At 56.9% G+C, this 17,733-nt stretch carries 16 protein-coding genes; 9 read left to right on the top strand and 7 right to left on the bottom strand.

What is annotated here, in order from left to right:
* Positions 1-37: 37 nt before the first annotated feature.
* Entirely contained in the window at positions 38-1,726 is a 1,689-nt protein-coding gene (locus D9N13_RS07205; protein ID WP_317622480.1) for a cytochrome D1 domain-containing protein, read from the top strand.
* Positions 1,727-1,810: 84 nt separating this feature from the next.
* Here D9N13_RS07205 and D9N13_RS07200 read toward each other — a convergent pair whose 3' ends face one another.
* The 7 genes from D9N13_RS07200 to D9N13_RS07170 all read right to left on the bottom strand — a co-directional run bounded on the left by D9N13_RS07200 (position 1,811) and on the right by D9N13_RS07170 (position 9,439).
* The gene (locus D9N13_RS07200; RefSeq protein WP_290587703.1) at positions 1,811-3,643 is read right to left on the bottom strand and encodes a nitric oxide reductase activation protein NorD; all 1,833 of its coding nucleotides are present in this window, start codon (positions 3,641-3,643) and stop codon (positions 1,811-1,813) included.
* The gene (locus tag D9N13_RS07195) at positions 3,643-4,047 is read right to left on the bottom strand and encodes a hypothetical protein (protein ID WP_290587700.1); all 405 of its coding nucleotides are present in this window, start codon (positions 4,045-4,047) and stop codon (positions 3,643-3,645) included. Before D9N13_RS07195 ends, D9N13_RS07200 begins: the two co-directional genes overlap by 1 nt.
* Before the next feature lie 4 nt (positions 4,048-4,051).
* The gene (locus D9N13_RS07190; protein ID WP_290587698.1) at positions 4,052-4,852 is read right to left on the bottom strand and encodes a CbbQ/NirQ/NorQ/GpvN family protein; all 801 of its coding nucleotides are present in this window, start codon (positions 4,850-4,852) and stop codon (positions 4,052-4,054) included.
* Positions 4,853-4,891: 39 nt separating this feature from the next.
* Complete coding sequence (locus tag D9N13_RS07185; RefSeq protein WP_290587697.1) at positions 4,892-6,298, bottom strand: cbb3-type cytochrome c oxidase subunit I; 1,407 nt, start codon at positions 6,296-6,298, stop codon at positions 4,892-4,894.
* A 13-nt stretch (positions 6,299-6,311) separates the two neighbouring features.
* Positions 6,312-6,746 (bottom strand): c-type cytochrome, encoded by a 435-nt coding sequence (locus D9N13_RS07180; protein WP_290587695.1) that lies wholly within the window; start codon positions 6,744-6,746, stop codon positions 6,312-6,314.
* A 157-nt stretch (positions 6,747-6,903) separates the two neighbouring features.
* The gene (narL, locus tag D9N13_RS07175; RefSeq protein WP_290587693.1) at positions 6,904-7,551 is read right to left on the bottom strand and encodes a two-component system response regulator NarL; all 648 of its coding nucleotides are present in this window, start codon (positions 7,549-7,551) and stop codon (positions 6,904-6,906) included.
* A complete protein-coding gene (locus tag D9N13_RS07170; RefSeq protein WP_290587691.1) occupies positions 7,511-9,439 on the bottom strand; it encodes a type IV pili methyl-accepting chemotaxis transducer N-terminal domain-containing protein in 1,929 nt (642 codons plus the stop codon). The genes narL and D9N13_RS07170 overlap by 41 nt, the downstream gene beginning before the upstream one ends.
* A gap of 45 nt (positions 9,440-9,484) precedes the next feature.
* Between D9N13_RS07170 and D9N13_RS07165 the strand changes: the two genes are divergently transcribed.
* From D9N13_RS07165 to ureC, 8 genes are all read left to right on the top strand, one after another.
* Positions 9,485-10,015: a DUF4136 domain-containing protein gene (locus D9N13_RS07165; RefSeq protein ID WP_290587689.1), complete on the top strand. Its 531-nt coding sequence runs from the start codon at positions 9,485-9,487 to the stop codon at positions 10,013-10,015.
* 128 nt (positions 10,016-10,143) lie between these two features.
* A complete protein-coding gene (locus D9N13_RS07160) occupies positions 10,144-10,620 on the top strand; it encodes a c-type cytochrome (protein ID WP_290587687.1) in 477 nt (158 codons plus the stop codon).
* 165 nt (positions 10,621-10,785) lie between these two features.
* Positions 10,786-13,032 (top strand): ATP-binding protein, encoded by a 2,247-nt coding sequence (locus tag D9N13_RS07155; RefSeq protein WP_290587685.1) that lies wholly within the window; start codon positions 10,786-10,788, stop codon positions 13,030-13,032.
* A 4-nt stretch (positions 13,033-13,036) separates the two neighbouring features.
* On the top strand, positions 13,037-14,365 hold the full coding sequence (locus D9N13_RS07150) for a DUF1329 domain-containing protein (RefSeq protein ID WP_290587683.1): 1,329 nt from the start codon (positions 13,037-13,039) through the stop codon (positions 14,363-14,365).
* 149 nt (positions 14,366-14,514) lie between these two features.
* Positions 14,515-15,369 carry an urease accessory protein UreD gene (locus tag D9N13_RS07145; RefSeq protein ID WP_290587681.1) on the top strand — a complete coding sequence of 285 codons (855 nt, stop codon included), beginning with the start codon at positions 14,515-14,517 and terminating at the stop codon, positions 15,367-15,369.
* A gap of 38 nt (positions 15,370-15,407) precedes the next feature.
* Positions 15,408-15,710: an urease subunit gamma gene (gene ureA, locus D9N13_RS07140; RefSeq protein ID WP_290587679.1), complete on the top strand. Its 303-nt coding sequence runs from the start codon at positions 15,408-15,410 to the stop codon at positions 15,708-15,710.
* Between the two features lie 11 nt (positions 15,711-15,721).
* Positions 15,722-16,027 carry an urease subunit beta gene (locus D9N13_RS07135; protein ID WP_290587677.1) on the top strand — a complete coding sequence of 102 codons (306 nt, stop codon included), beginning with the start codon at positions 15,722-15,724 and terminating at the stop codon, positions 16,025-16,027.
* A complete protein-coding gene (gene ureC, locus D9N13_RS07130) occupies positions 16,027-17,730 on the top strand; it encodes an urease subunit alpha (RefSeq protein ID WP_290587675.1) in 1,704 nt (567 codons plus the stop codon). Before D9N13_RS07135 ends, ureC begins: the two co-directional genes overlap by 1 nt.
* Positions 17,731-17,733 lie beyond the last annotated feature (3 nt).

Genomic DNA, 17,733 nt, shown 5'->3' with positions numbered 1-17,733 from the left:
CCTGAACAGCTGGGGTAATGACGGCGGTGGTGTTGCGGTGGGCGTGGTAACACAGGCCCGTTCCGGTAAACAGGCCGAAGGTGCCCACCCGGGTACACCGGATACGGAGCTGGCCTATCAGAGTGCTGCGGCCGGTATTGATCCCAGCATGGCCAAAAATTTGGTGACCTCGGAAGGCCCCGACATGACCACGGAGGAGTTCGACTATGCCAAGAAGGTATTCTTCGAACGTTGTGCCGGTTGTCACGGGGTGTTGCGAAAAGGGGCCACCGGTAAACCGCTGACCACGGATATCACCCGTGAAAAAGGCACCGATTACTTAAAGACGCTCATCACCTACGGCTCACCGGCGGGCATGCCGAACTGGGGTACCAGCGGTGATATGACGGAGAAAGAAATCGACATCATGGCTCGCTATCTGCAGCATGAGCCGCCCTTGCCGCCGGAGTGGGGCATGGACAAGATGAAGGGCAGCTGGGAAGTGCTGGTGGCTCCGGACAAGCGGCCCAAGAAGAAAATGAATAAGTACAATATCAACAATATCTTCTCGGTGACGTTGCGTGATTCCGGTGAGGTGGCGTTGATCGATGGCGACAGCAAAGACATTATCAGCGTAATTAAAACCGGCTACGCGGTTCACATTTCCCGCTTGTCCGCTTCCGGCCGTTACATCTTCACCATCGGCCGCGATGCCAAGATTGATATGATCGATCTGTGGATGAAAAAGCCGGCCCGGGTGGCCACCATCAAGGTGGGGCTGGAAGCACGTTCGGTGGAGACCTCCAAGTATCATGGCTATGAAGATAAGTACGCCATCGCCGGTTCTTACTGGCCGCCCCAGTATGTGGTGATGGATGGTGACACTCTGGAGCCGTTGAAGATCGTCTCGACCCGCGGCATGACCGTGGACACCCAGGAGTATCATCCGGAACCACGGGTAGCAGCCATAGTAGCATCACACCAGCATCCTGAGTTCATCGTCAACGTGAAGGAAACCGGTAAGATTCTGCTGGTGAATTACGAAGATCTGGACAATCTGCAGGTGAAAACCATCAGTGCCGCCCGCTATCTGCACGATGGTGGCTGGGATGCGACCCACCGTTATTTTCTGACAGCAGCCAATAAGTCCAACAAGATTGCGGTGGTGGATTCGAAGGAGCGTAAACTGGTGGCGTTGACCGACGTGGATGAGATTCCCCATCCCGGTCGTGGTGCCAATCTGATTGATCCCGAGTTTGGGCCGGTTTGGGTTACCAGTGCCCTGGGCAATGAAAAGGTCACTTTCCTGGGAACCGATCCGGAAAAACACAAGGCCAATGCCTGGAAAGTGGTGCGGGTACTGAAAGGTCAGGGTGGTGGTTCACTGTTTGTGAAATCCCATCCCAAATCCAAAAATCTGTGGGTTGATTCGCCGCTGAATCCGGATCCCAAAGTCAGTCAGAGTGTTGCCGTATTCGATGTGAACAATTTAGACAAAGGCTATGAAGTACTGCCGATTGCGGAGTGGGCCAAGTTGGGAGAAGGCCCCAAGCGTGTGGTGCAGCCGGAATACAATCAGGCCGGTGACGAAGTCTGGTTCTCAGTGTGGAATGGTAAAGATCAGAAGTCAGCCATCGTGGTGGTGGATGACAAGACCCGCAAACTGAAAAAGGTCATCAAGGATAAGCGTCTGGTGACACCCACGGGCAAATTCAACGTCATCAATACGGTGAAAGACATCTATTAATGAGGTGAAGGCGAGAAAGAAAAGCGCCGCTTTACAGCGGCGCTTTTTTTATGGTGGTCAGTGTGGTGGACAGCGTGCTGATGGTTACAGTGATTCCGTCAGGCGGGCGTAAATCAGGGGCAGTTTCTGAGGCAGTTGTTTGGCATTGCGAATCACAATGAATTGTTTGTGACCAAACAAGTAGGGCAGATACTCATTGCCGCGATTGTCGATGGTAATGCAAAACGGCAGGATGCCTTTGGCGGACGCTTCCTGAATCGCCGCCCGGGTATCTTCAATGCCATAGCGTCCGTCATAGCGATCCACATCATTGGGCTTGCCATCGGACAATAACAGCAACAGGCGATGACTGCTGTGTTCTTTTTCCAGGGCGCGGGTGGCGTAGCGGATGGCGGCACCCATGCGGGTGTAAAAGCCGGGTTTTACTGCCTGAATGCGGCCGCGCACCTGTGGTGACAGAGTCTCGCCGAAGGCCTTCAACGGATAGTAGCGAACCTGATGGCGGTGTTTGGAAGAAAACCCGGCCATGGCAAAACGGTCACCGGTGGCATCCATGGCTTCGCTCATCAGGAACAGGCCATCGCGGATGACGTCAATGACTTTGTGTTCGTCGCTGACCGCGGCATCTGTGGAGAGGGATAAATCAGCCAGCAACAGGCAACTCAGATCCCGGTGGTGGCGGCGCATTTCCTTGAACAAGCCAGTGCTGACTTCTTTGTGCCCCAGGCGCCAGCGGGTGACGGTGTCCAGATAGGCGTCCAGGTCCAGTTCACTGCCTTGCGGCTGTTGCCTGAGCCAGGTTTTGTTCAGGGCCAGCATCTCAAAAAAGCCTCTGACCTGGCGGGCCGGTTTGCGCAGGTGCCGCGGTAGCGCGGCATTGGTTTCCTGTTGCGTGCGCATCAGCTCAATATGGCAGTGGTCTTCCCGCAGGCGTTGCTGGCGATAATCCCATTCCGGCGTGGTGATGCCGGTTGCCAGCGTCACATCATCGTAGTCTGAGCCCGGCAGGTCCAGATCGAACTTAAGGCGCTTTTTGACCTGACCATGCTGATTGGAAACCGCCAGCTCATCCAGGTCGTTGGCGGCTTTTTCGGCGCCCAGATCCTCGTCGTCTTCATGGGGCCGGTCCACATTGGCGAACTCGGCCCAGGAGAACAGGCTTTCCAGGCGAAAGGCCAGTAAACCCTGATCACTCTTGTTGTGTTCCACCCGCTTGGCTTGGCGTTGGTGATCGCCTTCGATCTCGGTGACCTCAGACGTCGCCGGCGTGATGTCCGGGTGAGGTTGCGTTGTACGGTGCGCCGCGGCAGGGGGAACAGGGTGCAGCCAGATGGGCACCGGTTCCAGTTGCCGCGGATCAATGTCTTCACTCACCCTTGCGGATGGGTGCTCAATGGCCTGGCGCAGTGTCCGTTCTGACTGGTTTAATTGCGCTTGTTTTTGCCAGTGGCGCTGTGCCAGGTGGGCACTGGCCAGGCGGCGATAGAGCCGGGTTAGCCCGGGCCAGCGCAACAGGGTGGACAACACCTGCTGCTGACTTCGTTGTAACCAGGGCAGGTGATCCCATTGCTGGGTGTCGTTGGCGGCCAGTGCGGCCAGCCAGAAATACAGTGCACTATTCAGTTCTGCGTCATCAAACAGGGCGATACTGCCGGGCATGTACAGGCTGTCCGCATCACGCCAGCACAGCTGTGCCTGCCACTCCAGGCCGGCTATCTTTTCCAACAGGCTGCGGCGGGCCAGCCATTGCTGGCGAGAGGCGGGCTTGATGGCCAGTGCGGGATCACCGCCGAAGGCGTGAAAATAGAGGGCGATTTTCTTTTGAATTTGTTTCAGCTCCACCCGTTTGTCCGGGTGCTCGATTTGCGCCGCCCGGGTAATCCAGCGGTGCCAGAGTTTTCCTACGGCTTCTTCCATCAGTCTCCCCGCCAGGTTGAGAAATGCAGAATCTCAAAGCGTTTGCCGGCACTGCTGCGGGCGTAGCCGACGATGCCCAGAATAATCAGGGCGCTGTGACAGAGCGTAAAATACAGAATCAGAATGACCCAGGTATAAGGCGAAGAGAGCCCCCCCAACAAGACAATGGCAGTGCTGACCACCGTGAGCAGAATGCCCGCCAGAATGCTGGCTATGATGCCTTGGCGAGCGTGGGCATTGGCAAACACCTGGCAGCGTTTGCGGCTGCGTTGCCAGAGCAGCAACAGCATGAGAAATCCCAGCCCCGGCAGAAAGCTGATGTTGAGGAGATACCAGACGTAGGCCCATCCGGCCTGGCTGTGTTCGGTTGCGTCCTGGGTTGGAATGTCAGTAGCGGAAGTCACAGGGCTAGCCGTCCATGATGGCGGTAATGACGTCCATCAGCGCGGCGACGGTGTCCTCATCATCCGACAGTGGCTCTGCAATGGCCGCTCTGCAGGCGATGGGCCAGGGTAATCCGCTGTGGAGCAGGCTGGCGCAGTACACCAGCAGGCGGGTGGAAACCGCCTCTTCCAGATCATGGTTCTGCAAGCGCCGTAATGCCTGCGCCAGTTCCACCAGTTGCTGCGCCAGGTGTTCGGATACGCCGGTTTCGCGGAGAACGATGCTGCGTTCCAGCTCGGGATTGGGGAACTGAAAACGCATGGCCACAAAGCGTTGCCGTGTGGAGGGCTTCATGCCTTTGAAGACATTCTGGTAGCCGGGATTGTAGGACACCACCAACATAAAGTTGGCCGGCGCCTTCAACAGTTCTCCGGTACGTTCCAGGGGCAGTTCGCGCCGATCATCCGAGAGCGGATGCAGCACCACGGTGGTGTCCTTGCGGGCTTCCACCACCTCGTCCAGATAACAGATACCGCCTTCGCGCACTGCCCGGGTCAGGGGGCCGTCGTTCCACACGGTATCACCGTCCTGCAGCAGGTGGCGGCCCACCAGGTCGGCCGCCGTGAGGTCATCGTGGCAGGCTACGGTGTACAACGGCAGTTGCAGGCGCGCAGCCATGTGACGAACAAAGCGGGTTTTGCCGCAGCCGGTGGGGCCTTTCAACAGCACGGGAAGTTGATGTTGAAAGGCGTGTTCGAACAGTGCAACCTCCTGCCCCTGGGGCTGGTAGAACGGGGTTGGTTCGAGTCGGGCAGACGAATTCATGGCAAAACCTTGTTATGGTGGTTGAGGTGTAGTGGCACGTTATGCCGCCGTTGGCTGTGCGGCAGGCTGTTTACCCTTGATAAAGAAGCTCAATATATAGAGCAGCAGGCCAAGGGTGAACACCACGCCGGACAGTTCACGGAACCAGTAGAAAATAGCCACCTGATCCTGTGCCGCCATAAACGGCATGGGGTTGGGTTGATAGCGTTGCAGCCATACCTGCAACACGCCGGCGGCGGTAAGAAACAGGGTAATGAATACCATGGCGACGGTCATCAGCCAGAAACTCCACATTTCCACGATCTGGGCGCGGTCGTTCATGGCGGTACCGATGCCGCGTAACTTGGGCATGGCGTAGGAGATAATCGTCAACACAATCATGGCGTAGGCACCATAGAATGCCATGTGACCATGGGCCGCCGTGATCTGGGTGCCGTGGGTGTAATAGTTCACCGGCGCCAGGGTATGCATGAAGCCCCACACGCCGGCCCCCAGGAACGCCATAACCCCGGTGCCCATGGCCCACAGTACGGTTGCCTTATTGGGGTGTTGCTTGCGGCGCTTGAAAACCATATTGAAAGCAAAAATGGTCATCATGAAAAAGGGGATGGGTTCCAACGCGGAGAAGATACCACCCAACCATTGCCAGTAGGATGGTGTGCCGATCCAGTAATAGTGGTGGCCGGTGCCGATGATACCGGTGATCAGTGCCGCGGCAATGATGACATACAGCCACTTATCAATCACCTCGCGATCAACACCAGTGGTTTTGATGAGCACAAAGGCCAGGATCGCTCCCAGGATCAGCTCCCACACACCTTCCACCCAAAGATGAACCACCCACCACCAGAAGTATTTATCCAGCACCAGGTTTTCAGGGTTGTAGAATGAGAACAGGAACATCACCGCCAGACCCACCAGCCCGGTCAGCAAGACCACGTTGATGACGGTTTTACGCCCGGACAACACGGTGAGGCCAATGTTGTACAAGAAGCCCAAGGCCACAATGACGATGCCGATTTTGGTGATGGTGGGTTGTTCCAAAAACTCCCGGCCCATGGTGGGCAGAATATCGTTACCGGTGATTTTGGCCAGGGTGGCGTAAGGTACCGCCAGATAACCGATGATGGTGAGCACCCCGGCGGTCAGGAATATCCAGAACAGGGCCAAGGCCAGCTTGGGGCTGTGCAGTTCGCGTTCGGCCTCTTCCGGCACCAGGTAATAGGCGGCACCCATAAATCCGAACAGCAACCATACGATCAACAGGTTGGTGTGTACCATGCGGGCCACATTGAAGGGGATTTCGGGAAACAGAAAATCCCCCCACACGTATTGCAGACCCATGATCAGGCCGAAAAGTACCTGCCCCACAAACAAACCAATGGCCGCAATGAAATACGGTTTGGCAACGGACTGGGACTGATATTGTAATTGCGCTGTACTCATTGAGTGTCTCCTGTTAACCGTTGATGTTGGGGGGCCAGTTTTCGGTATTGACTTCGCTGGACCACTTCAGGAACTCGGCGATGGCTTCCAGTTCTTCCTCGCTCAAATTGAACTGGGGCATACTGCGGCGTCCGGGAATGCCGTCCACGGGGCGGCTCTTGATAAAGCCCTTGATGGCTTCCTTGGAGTTACCGAAGCGTTGGTAGACATTGCCCAGCTCCGGCGCGAAATACGCGCCTTCCCCATACAGGGTATGGCAGCCGATGCAGTTGTTTTCTTCCCACACCTGTTTGCCCAGCGCCACCTGTTCGGTGATGTTTTCGCGGTTATCCCGTTCCGGTAAGCGGGCGGTGGTATCGAAGGTCAACGCCAGAAAGGCGAGCACAAAAAAAACGCTGCCTCCCAGATAGATGTTGCGTGCCATGGTTTTGGTAAAGATTTCCGGCATCTCATGCTCCCCTCATCGTAAGCTGATGTCAGAATCATTATGGATGTCGGAATACCTGACTGAATTGATCAGGGTCATGATGCCTGGAGGCGGCGTTGGTGCATTGGAGGTAGTCGCTACCCCCTATTGGGTAGCGGCTGGGGTGCGTGAACTCAGATCAGTCCTGCAGGCGGGTAAGCCACACGGCGGCTTCCACGCGGGAGCGCATGCCGAGCTTTTTCAGCAGGCGTTTTACATGGACTTTAACGGTGCCCTCGGCGATGTCCAGCTGCCGCGCGATCATCTTGTTGGAAAGGCCGTGGGCCACCTGTTTCAGCACCTCCCGTTCCCGCTCGGTGAGTTCGTTGAGGCTGGTGTCCTGCTGTGAAGGGCGGGCGCGAATGGCAGTGGTCAGTATGTCCACCAGTTCCGGGCTGATGGCGGTTTTGCCGTCAGCGGATTTGATGATGTTGCTGATTAATTCCTCCGGCTCCATGTCTTTCAACAGGTAGCCATCGGCGCCTTCCCTGAACGCGGCCACCACATCCAGTTCGCTGTCGGAAACCGTGAACAACAGAATGCGGCTGTCCACGCCGGCATTGCGCATGGCCTGAATGGTTTCGATGCCGTTCATGGCCGGCATGTTCAGATCCAGCAAAATCAGATCCGGCTCCAGCTCCAGGGCCAGTTGCAGGGCATCGTGGCCGTTACTGGCTTCGCCAATGCACATGATGCTGTCTTCCAGTTCCAATAGATCCACCACGCCTTTGCGCAACAGGGGGTGATCATCCACTACTAATACGGTCAGTGCTGACTTCTGTAACATGATTGGGCTTCGGTAAGTTGTTTAGGTATTTGGGTTCAAAGGTGACGTTCACCAGCGTGCCACCCTGATCCGGACGGGTGATAGCCAGGTAACCATTCAGGTAATGACTGCGTTCCGCCAGAATAGAAAGGCCAAAATGATTGGGTTTGTTGGTGTCGGCGGACAGGCCGATGCCGTTGTCTTCAATGCGCAGCTCTATGGGCCCCTCCGCCTGCTGCCGGATGCTGACGTGGGCGTGGCTGGCGCGGGCATGTTTGCCGACGTTGCTGAGGGCCTCGCGAATGATGTGCAGGCAATGGGTTTCCTCATTGGCGTTCAGCGGACAGTGACCGATGCCGTAGTCGAGGCTGATCTGCAGTTGAAAACGCGCAGCGGCAGCGTCGATGGCCTTGCGCACCGCCCGCTCAAACTCGGGTTCGTTGACGTTGATGCGGAAAGTACTGATCAGTTCCCGCAGCTGGCGGTAGGATTCATTGAGGCCTTCCTGTACCTGATCGATGGTGTCGTTCAGTTCATTGGTGTCGGCGGCTTTTTCCAGCAGTTTGCGCAGGCGCGCCGTTTGCATTTTTTGCGAGGAAAGGGATTGCGCCAAAGAGTCATGCAGTTCACGGGCGATGGCGGCGCGCTCTTCGGCCAGGGCCAGTTGTGAGTGTTGGTGGCTCAACTGTGCCAGGCTTTGAGTGGTGGCAAAGACTTCGCTCAGGGCGCAGAGCAGATTGCGTTGCCAGGGTTGCATCGACTGCCCGGGGTGCAGCTCCACACTGATGTCGCCCACATGGTGCTGGTCACTGCTCACCGGAAACATAACCACTTCTTTAAGATGGGGCGCAAATACGGTTTTGTCGGCCTGTGCCCGGCAATTGTCACAATCGGGTTTGCGGCAAAAGCTGGGTTTGGGCAGGTGATCGGATGTGATCAGCCGGTAGGCCGGGCCACTGTCCTGTTTGCGCAGGCACAAAGACACGGCGCCCAGATTCATCAGGCTCTGAACCTCCGCCAGTATCTGAGGTACCGCCTGGTAGAAATCATCCGGTTTGGAAAACAGGCGGCGGGAGGTTTCGTGTAACAGGCGCAGGGATTCATTGGATTGCTGCAGCTGCCGGGTTTTATTTTTTACCCGCTGTTCAAGATCGCTGTACAGTTCAGCCAGTTGCTCAGCCATGCGGTTAATGGTGTCGCCCAGCAGCCCCAGCTCATCAGGGTGCGGGTATTGCACCCGGGTGCTGAAATTCCCTTCCTGCAGGCGTTGTACCGCATGCATGAACTGGCGCAACGGTGTGACCCATTTTCTGTGCACCACCACCAGCAGCAGGGCAGACAGTGAAAACAGCACCAACAGGGAAATGGCCTGCAGGGTGCTCAGGGTTTTGACTTTGGCTTCGGATTCCTGTTGCAGCAACTGCACCGCCTGATCGATGCGGGTAACGTAGGATTCCACCATGGCGCTGACATCGTCCGCATTGCGGTTCGGGTCCAGCAGGGCGGGTTTTAGGGCCTGCTCCCAATCCTGCTTCAGCAATGTCAGCTGGGCTTTGAATGGCTCGCTGTGCCGGTAGGTGGCCCGGCGCTCCAGTAAAAGGTCGTGTAATTTTTCCTCATAGAGTGCGATCTGCCGGTCCAGCTCGGCCGCCGGATCCTGTTTCAGGCGTGAGGTCAGGATCCGGTATGACTGCATGCGCATGGAACCGGCCAGATTGATGGCAGCGGCGTCCCCACGCAGGGTGTCTGTCGCCAGCATGGCCACCGCGGTGGCCACCAGAGCGGCCAGCGCAATGCCGGCCAGGCTCAGGTTCAGCTGCATGGCGGTAGAGCGCCTGGGTGAGTTGTTGGAGAAGCTGCTCATATTCTCGGTGTATACGCATCCTTCGAGTTTGCAGACGCCTGACATTTCAGTATGCTGCCCGTATTCAATTCAGTTTAAAGGAAAATTCCCATGTTGCGACTGATATCGGTCAGTCTTGCGGCCATCGCCATGATCCTGAGCGGCTGTGCCCAGAAACTGGCCAATTACGACTATGATCCCGGCTTTGGGTTCAGCGAATATCAGGATTATGCGTTGCAGCAGAGCGCAAAGCAGAGTTACCAGTCGTTGGATGGCAGCCGTATTGAAGCGGCCATCCAGCAGAACCTCAACGGCCGTTACAACCTGGTGCCGGGCAGTGAGGCGGATTTTATCGTGCACTACTATGTGCAGGCGGAGCGCAAGATCGATAATTCCGGTGTCAGCTTCGGGTTTGGCTTCGGCGTCAGCAGCAATGTGGGCGTGGGGGTCAGCACCGGCCCATCGGCGCGGGAGAAAACCGAAGGTCAGCTGGTGCTGGAGGTGGTGGACAGGGCCAGCGATAAGCTGGTGTGGACCGCCAAAGCCACGCGGACCCTGAAGGACAGCATGAACCCAACCCAACGGGATTATCTGGTGCAGGATGTGGTGCAGGAAATGCTGGCAAATTTCCCACCCCGCTGAACCTGGCCTGCCGAGATGATTCCGTTTTGGGGGTAACTAACGGTATACTTGCGGCCTTCCATGAATTGTAACCGTTTCGACCGGGGCCTGAAGCGTCGCGAAGCATTCTGTAGAGAGGAAATGATCATATGGGCAAGTTGAAGCAAGTCATTGTTTCTTTGGCAGTATTTTTGAGTTTGGGGGTTTCCGGTCAAGCGCTGGCGTCCAAGTTGGTGGATCAGTCCGGCAGTGATGAACCGTTGGGCATGCGCTCCATAATGAGCCCTGCCAAGATCGATGCGCGCACTCAGCCGGAGGCGCAAGTGTGCGTACAGGGCGAAGACTGCGGCAGTGCGGCGGCGGTCACCACGGCTGCGGCAGAAACCGAGAAAACGCCGGAAGAGCTCTACGGCACCTGTGCTGCCTGCCATGACACCGGTGCTGCCGGTGCTCCCAAAACCGGCGACACCGCCGCCTGGGCGCCGCGTATTGCCCAGGGCAAAGACACCCTGTATACCCATGCCATCAAGGGCTTCAACATGATGCCCCCCATGGGTACCTGCGCGGCCTGCTCGGAAGATGACATCAAGGCGATTGTTGATTACATGGTGGAAAAATCCCAGTAAGTCGGCAGCCTTAAAAAAGCCCCGTCGAGTATCGGCGGGGCTTTTTTTTGTCCGGGGCCTGCTCACCCCTTGCTTGAGCCGGGCAAAAAAGCAGAAATTTGTTAGTAAAGCCGCTATATTTGAAGGGATATCATCCAAAAATCAAATAGCTACAGGAATCTTCATTTGTATCGACTGGATGGCCGGGTCTTACTGCCTACCCGAATTGGCCTGCTGTCACTCTTCCTTGTACTGCCCCTGTTGGTGCTGTTGGTTCAGCTCATTTACGGCGTGGAGGAGCGCATTGAAGCCATTGATCGCAAATTGACAGCGGTCAGCGATATTCGGATTTTGCAGAGCATGGTGGATCTGGCGGAGCGGTTGCGGGATCTCAGTGTCATCGTGGTCTATGACCGGTCGGAGGAACTGGAGTCGGAATACGAGCGCCAGCGGCAGGAGTTGCTGGGGGCGGTGAAGCAACTGGAACAGAATGTGGGGTTCAGCCAGGAAAACCCCATTATGGAGCTGACGTATCCCAGGATTATCAAGCAGATACGCCGTGTGCGGCCGGTGCTGGGCGCAGAGCTGTATACCCCGGATGTGGCCTTCCGCGAACACCAACCGCTGGTGGAAACCCTGCAGCAGATCCAGTTCCGGCTGGCGGATCAGGGTGGCCTGTTCAGCGATCGCAATGATATATCCCTCAACCTGATCTATCTGGCGCTGGATGAGTTCAGTGATCTCACCACGGATCTGGGGCGGGCCCGCTCCTACGGCAGCCTGTACCTGAGGATCGGCCATGTGCCATCGGATGGAGTGGACAGCCTGGAGCGCATCTACGAGCGCCTGGTGCTGCAGCACGACCGCCTGAATATTCGCGTCAATCAATTGCTCAAGAATCACCCGAATCTCGCAGAGCGGGCCCCTTTCAAGTCGGTACCCTGGAATCTGTTGCAGAGTGCCGCCCAGACCCTGGATGACGAAGTCATTCAGTCGGCGGACCTGGATACCCCCTGGCGGGATTTTTATCAGCGCATCAGTGGCTATGTGGTGACCTCATCAGTGTACCGTGATCAGATTCTCTCCCTGATGCAGATGCAGTATCAGCAGGAACGCCAGGCCGCCGCCGATCAGCAGAAATGGACCCTGGCCGGAGTGGCGCTGCTGGTGCTGCTGTATATGGTGATTTACATCGTTGACTTGCGGGAGGCTTCCACCCGGCAAAAAGAGCGCCAGCAAAAGGAGGCTGCGGAAGCCGCCGACCGGGCCAAGAGCCAGTTCCTGGCCACCATGAGCCACGAGATCCGCACGCCCATCAACGGGGTGCTGGGGATGGTGGATCTGCTGTCCAGTACGCCGTTGAATGAAGAGCAGAAAAACTACCTCATGGCACTGAAAAGTTCCGGTCAGACGCTGCTTTCGGTAATCAATGATGTGCTGGATTATTCCAAAATTGAAGCCGGCAAGCTGCAGATCGACAACACCGTGTTCGACCTGCGCCAGGTGGTCAATGAATCCCTGGCCCTGTTCAAACCGCTGTTCCGCCAGAAAGGCATTGAACTCAATATTTCATTTGAAAAGTCGGTGCCCACTCTGGTGAATTGTGATCCCCAGCGATTGCGGCAGATTCTGATGAATCTGGTGGGCAATGGATTGAAGTTTACCGAGCAGGGATCGGTGAATGTGCGGCTGTCGGTGAAAAGCACCGAAGAGCGTACGTTTTTGTATGGCGTGGTCCGTGATACCGGTATCGGAATGGACAGCCAGCAACAGTCGGAGCTGTTCAAACAATTTTCCCAGGCCGACCGCACCATCTCCCGCCGCTATGGCGGCACCGGGCTGGGATTGGCCATCTGTCAGCGCCTGTGTCATCTCATGGGGGGTGAAATCGGGGTCAGCAGCAAGCGTGCCGGTGGTACCACCTTCTGGTTTACCCTGGCCCTGCAGGAGATTGATGAAACCCGCCTGTCGGGCTTTGAAACCGCAGACCAGACAGTGCGTGAGGAGCATTTCCGCAGCGCCTTGCGCGGCAAAAGAATTCTGGTGGCGGAAGACAACAAGGTGAATCAGATGGTGATTCAGGGTATGTTGAAGAAAGCCGGGGTGACAGTGGACCTGGTGGAGAACGGCATGCTGGCCTATCAGAAAGTGGTGGAAGAAGGTGAACGTTACGACTGTATATTGATGGATTGGGAAATGCCGGAGTGGGATGGTATCACCGCCGCGCGGCGGATTCTGAGTTGGGAACGCCGCAAAGGCAAGCCGGAATCATTGATTGTTGCACTGACTGCCCATGTCTTGTCAGACTACGAGGCTCAGGCCACGGAAGTGGGAATGAAAGGGTTCCTGAAGAAGCCCATCGATCGGGATGCCCTGTTTAATAATTTGATCATGTTATTGAAACAACAACAACGACAGGACAATAACAGGTAGCCATATGAAGGTGTCTTTAATCCGCACGCCGTTGCTGGTGCTGTGCACTGTGCTGTGCAGCGTGCCCTTGCCGGCGGCCACACTGGGGCAGGAACTCACCCCGGTGGGAGCCCAGCGGGCGGGTAATGCCGACGGCTCCATTCCCCGCTGGAGTGCGGATCAACTCAGTGATGAAGCGCATCTGCAATGGATGCAGCGCATCACCAGAGAAGAGCCCCTTTACATCATTACCGCGGATAACCTGCAGCGCTACCGCCAGTGGCTGGCGCCGGGGCTGCTGAAAATGTTTGAATTGCACCCGGAGAGCTTCAGTATTCCCGTCTATCCAACCCACCGTACAGCGCGCCAGCCGCAATGGACGCACGATTACATTCGCCGCAACCTGGAGGACGCCCGCATCAGTGAAAGCGGTGACGAGCTGCTGGCGGCCTGGCCCGGTATTCCCTTTCCCAAACCGCAGACGGCGCAGGAAGTCATCTGGAATCATCAGACCCGTTGGAAAGGTGTGTTTATCTCACTGCACCTGTTTGAGAGCACGGTGTATCCCAACCTGCTGGTGGATTCCCTGGAAACCATCATCGAAACCTATGCCCAGTTGTATGATCGTAGCCGCCAAAGCCCGCAGCTGGATTCCCGAAATATTTACTATTTTTCCCATATTCTGGGGCCCGCGCGGCTGGCCGGTGGTGGCCTGTTGATCCATGACAGCCTGCAGCCGATCCGGCAGCCCCGCCAGTCCTGGATCTACATCACCGGGGAGCGGCGCATGCGCCGTTCTCCGGCCACCGGCTACGATTCCCCTTTGTTCAATTCCGAAGGCCTGCGGGTGGCAGATGAGATTGATATCTTCAACGGGCCGCTGGATCGGTATGACTGGGAGCTGGTGGGCAAGCGCGAAATGCTGATTCCCTACAATAACCAGAAGATGCGCTACAACCGTTGCGATGATCCCCAGGCGTTGTTGCCGTACCATATCTCACCCCATGCCATGCGCTTTGAGAAGCACCGGGTATGGGTGGTGGAGGCGCGCCTGAAACAGGATAAACGGCATATTTATAAGCGCCGGACTTTCTACGTGGATGAGGATACCTGGAGTATCGTCCTGGTGGACATCTACGACAAGAACGATGACTTGTGGCGCTTTACCATGCGCTTCTCCGCTTATTACGAAGAGATGCCGGGCATGTTTTCATCGCTGGATGCCTACCATGACCTGCAGGACGGGGCTTATTTTCTGCAGTGCAGCGCCGGGGAAGGCACCGAGTTTTTCACAGAACCACCCCCGGATGGCTATTTTACCCCTGCCAGTATCCGTAAGCGCATGAAACGGTAGGGCGTGATTCATCATGGTGCGCCGTGCACCATGCACCATGCATTATAGTGCTTGAGCCGCTTGTGTGGGGTTGCTGGCACAGGGAATGGTTTTTGCTTTTCAACGCCCACTTCTATATAAAAAACAGTCCGTCATCAGAGGCCTATAGCATGAACGCCATTGCAACCCCGGTACAGTCCGGCTGGTCTGCATCCCTTGCCCTGGAGTTTGAACGGCGCGGCCCGCGCACGGCACTGGTCCGTAACCGCCATGATGGGCCACTGCGGGTGCAGCGCCCGTTTTATCCGGAAGCCAACGGACAGGCTCACGTTTACATCCTGCATCCACCGGGCGGTATTGTGGCGGGCGACAGCCTGGCCATCAGCAGCACGGTGCGTGAGCATGCCCATGCCCTGGTGACCACCCCTTCCGCCGGCCGCGTGTATTGTTCCAATCGCCAGCGACAGCTGCAGACCCAGCAGGTCACCATGGCCGTGGAGCCCGGTGCTTTTGGTGAGTGGTTGCCCCAGGAGAACATTGTTTTCAATGCGGCGCAGGCCATCAACCATACCCACATTCAGCTGCAATCCGGTGCCCGCTTTATTGGCTGGGAGATTACCTGCCTGGGTCGGCCCGCCTCCCAGGAGTGGTTTGAAGCGGGCAGCCTGCTGCAACATTTTGAGATCACCCTGGATGGCCTGCCGTGGTTGGTGGAGCGCAGCCGTTTTGACGGCGGCAGCCCCATGCTGCAGGCGCGCTGGGGCTTGCACGGATACCCGGCGCTGGCCACACTGGTGTGCACGCTGGAAGATGAACACACGGAGCAGGGGCTGCGGGATTTGTGCGGGCAACATCGTGGTGAACACCTCAGTATTGAAGTCACGCAATTACCGGGCCTGGTGGTGATGCGGGCCCAGGCACAGCAGGCGGCGCCCATCAAGAACGCATTTTTTGCCGCGTGGCGATTGCTGCGGCGTAGCCTGCAGAACACCGAGGCGGTGGCACCCCGCATCTGGTTTACCTGATTTAATCTTTTACGAGCATAAGGCAACAGGATAACAACATGGAACTGACACCCCGCGAAAAAGACAAACTGCTGCTGTTCAGCGCAGCGCAATTGGCAGAACGGCGCAAGGCCCGTGGCCTCAAGCTGAATTATCCCGAAGCCGTCGCCCTGATTTCATTCGAAATCATTGAAGGCGCGCGGGATGGTAAAACCGTTGCTGAACTGATGGATTACGGGCGCACCCTGCTGACCCGGGATGATGTGATGGACGGTGTTGCAGAGATGATTCATGACGTGCAGGTGGAAGCAACCTTTCCGGACGGGACCAAACTGGTCACCGTCCATGACCCCATTGTTTAAGGAGGCAACCCATGATTCCAGGTGAATTGATCACGGAACCGGGTGAATTGGAACTCAACACCGGGCTGGCCACGGTGACCGTCACGGTGGCCAACACCGGTGATCGGCCCATTCAGGTGGGTTCCCATTACCACTTTTATGAAACCAATGCCGCCCTGGATTTTGATCGGGATAAGACCCGCGGTTATCGACTGGACATTGCCGCCGGCACCGCTGTGCGCTTTGAGCCCGGGCAAAGCCGGGAGGTGACCCTGGTGGCCTATGCCGGTGATAAAACCGTGTACGGTTTCCGCGGCATGGTGATGGGGAAACTGTAATGGCTAAAATTGATCGACGCGCCTATGGCGAAATGTTTGGCCCCACGGTGGGGGATCGGGTACGGCTTGGCGACACCGAGCTGTTTATTGAAATTGAGAAGGATTATGCCGTCTACGGTGACGAGGTGAAATTCGGCGGTGGCAAAGTAATCCGGGACGGCATGGGGCAGAGTCAGCGTCCGCGCAGTGAAACCGTGGATACGGTGATCACCAACGTGGTGATTCTGGATTACTGGGGGATTGTGAAAGCGGATGTGGGGCTGAAAGACGGCCGTATTGTGGGTATCGGCAAGGCCGGTAACCCCGATGTGCAGCAGGGGGTGACCATCGTTATCGGCCCGGGCACGGAAGTGATCGCCGGTGAGGGCCAGATTCTTACCGCCGGTGGCATTGATGCCCACATTCATTTCATCTGCCCCCAGCAGATTGAAGAAGCGTTGATGTCGGGGATTACCACCATGATTGGCGGCGGCACCGGGCCTGCCACCGGCACCAATGCCACCACCTGTACACCCGGTGCCTGGCACATTGCGCAGATGCTGAAGGCCGCCGAAGGCCTGCCCATGAATCTGGGCTTTCTGGGTAAAGGCAACGGCTCCCAGCCGGAAGCACTGCAGGAACAGGTTGTGGCGGGCGCAGTGGGCCTGAAGCTGCACGAGGATTGGGGGACCACACCGGCGGCCATTGATAATTGCCTGAATGTGTCGGAGCAATACGATGTGCAGGTGGCCATCCACACCGATACCCTGAACGAATCCGGCTTTGTGGAAGACACCGTAGCTGCTTTCAAGGGCCGCACCATTCACACCTACCATACCGAGGGTGCGGGTGGCGGACACGCACCGGACATTATCAAAGTGTGCGGTGAAGATAACGTGTTGCCGTCATCCACCAATCCAACCCGCCCTTACACGGTGAATACCATTGATGAACATCTGGATATGTTGATGGTGTGCCACCATCTTGATTCCGGTATTCCCGAAGATGTGGCATTTGCGGATTCGCGTATCCGCCGCGAGACCATCGCTGCCGAGGATATTCTCCATGACCTGGGCGCCTTCGCCATGATTTCCTCCGATTCCCAGGCCATGGGGCGTGTGGGCGAAGTGATCTGCCGCACCTGGCAGACGGCCCATAAAATGAAACAGCAGCGGGGGCCCCTGGCGCCGGATTCGGATCGCAGTGATAACTTTCGCGCCAAGCGCTACATTGCCAAATACACCATCAATCCGGCCATTACCCACGGCATTGCCCATGAGGTGGGATCGGTGGAGGTGGGCAAATGGGCCGACCTGGTGTTGTGGAAACCGGCTTTTTTTGGTGTAAAACCGTCGCTGATCATCAAGGGTGGGGCGATCGCCGCGGCGCCCATGGGCGATCCCAACGCCTCTATCCCCACACCGCAACCGGTGCATTACCGGATGATGTTTGGTGGTTTTGGTCGCGCTTTGCAGGATAACAACCTGACCTTTGTGTCCCAGGCTGCCCTGGACAGTAATATTGATCAGACACTGGGATTAAGGCGCAAGCTGGTGGCGGTGAAGCAGTGTCGCAGCGTGAAGAAGTCCAGCCTGATTCTGAACGACTATCAGCCCACTATCACCGTGGATGCACAGACCTATGAAGTGCGGGCCGACGGGGTGCTGCTGACCTGCGAACCGGCCACGGAACTGCCCCTGGCGCAACGCTACTTTTTGTTTTGAGTG

This window comes from Ketobacter sp. GenoA1 (assembly GCF_003671475.1).
GTDB lineage: Bacteria > Pseudomonadota > Gammaproteobacteria > Pseudomonadales > Ketobacteraceae > Ketobacter.
Note: the sequence above shows the minus strand (reverse complement) of the source record. Positions and strands in the feature narration are given on the sequence as shown.

What these genes read in the sequence shown, in the direction of transcription:
- D9N13_RS07200 (WP_290587703.1), bottom strand. Translation starts at nt 3,643, where the DNA reads ATGGAAGAAGCCGTAGGAAAACTCTGGCACCGCTGGATTACCCGGGCG.
- D9N13_RS07190 (WP_290587698.1), bottom strand. Translation starts at nt 4,852, where the DNA reads ATGAATTCGTCTGCCCGACTCGAACCAACCCCGTTCTACCAGCCCCAG.
- D9N13_RS07185 (WP_290587697.1), bottom strand. Translation starts at nt 6,298, where the DNA reads ATGAGTACAGCGCAATTACAATATCAGTCCCAGTCCGTTGCCAAACCG.
- D9N13_RS07180 (WP_290587695.1), bottom strand. Translation starts at nt 6,746, where the DNA reads ATGCCGGAAATCTTTACCAAAACCATGGCACGCAACATCTATCTGGGA.
- narL (WP_290587693.1), bottom strand. Translation starts at nt 7,551, where the DNA reads ATGTTACAGAAGTCAGCACTGACCGTATTAGTAGTGGATGATCACCCC.
- D9N13_RS07170 (WP_290587691.1), bottom strand. Translation starts at nt 9,439, where the DNA reads ATGTCAGGCGTCTGCAAACTCGAAGGATGCGTATACACCGAGAATATG.
- D9N13_RS07165 (WP_290587689.1), top strand. Translation starts at nt 9,485, where the DNA reads ATGTTGCGACTGATATCGGTCAGTCTTGCGGCCATCGCCATGATCCTG.
- D9N13_RS07160 (WP_290587687.1), top strand. Translation starts at nt 10,144, where the DNA reads ATGGGCAAGTTGAAGCAAGTCATTGTTTCTTTGGCAGTATTTTTGAGT.
- D9N13_RS07150 (WP_290587683.1), top strand. Translation starts at nt 13,037, where the DNA reads ATGAAGGTGTCTTTAATCCGCACGCCGTTGCTGGTGCTGTGCACTGTG.
- D9N13_RS07145 (WP_290587681.1), top strand. Translation starts at nt 14,515, where the DNA reads ATGAACGCCATTGCAACCCCGGTACAGTCCGGCTGGTCTGCATCCCTT.
- ureA (WP_290587679.1), top strand. Translation starts at nt 15,408, where the DNA reads ATGGAACTGACACCCCGCGAAAAAGACAAACTGCTGCTGTTCAGCGCA.
- D9N13_RS07135 (WP_290587677.1), top strand. Translation starts at nt 15,722, where the DNA reads ATGATTCCAGGTGAATTGATCACGGAACCGGGTGAATTGGAACTCAAC.
- ureC (WP_290587675.1), top strand. Translation starts at nt 16,027, where the DNA reads ATGGCTAAAATTGATCGACGCGCCTATGGCGAAATGTTTGGCCCCACG.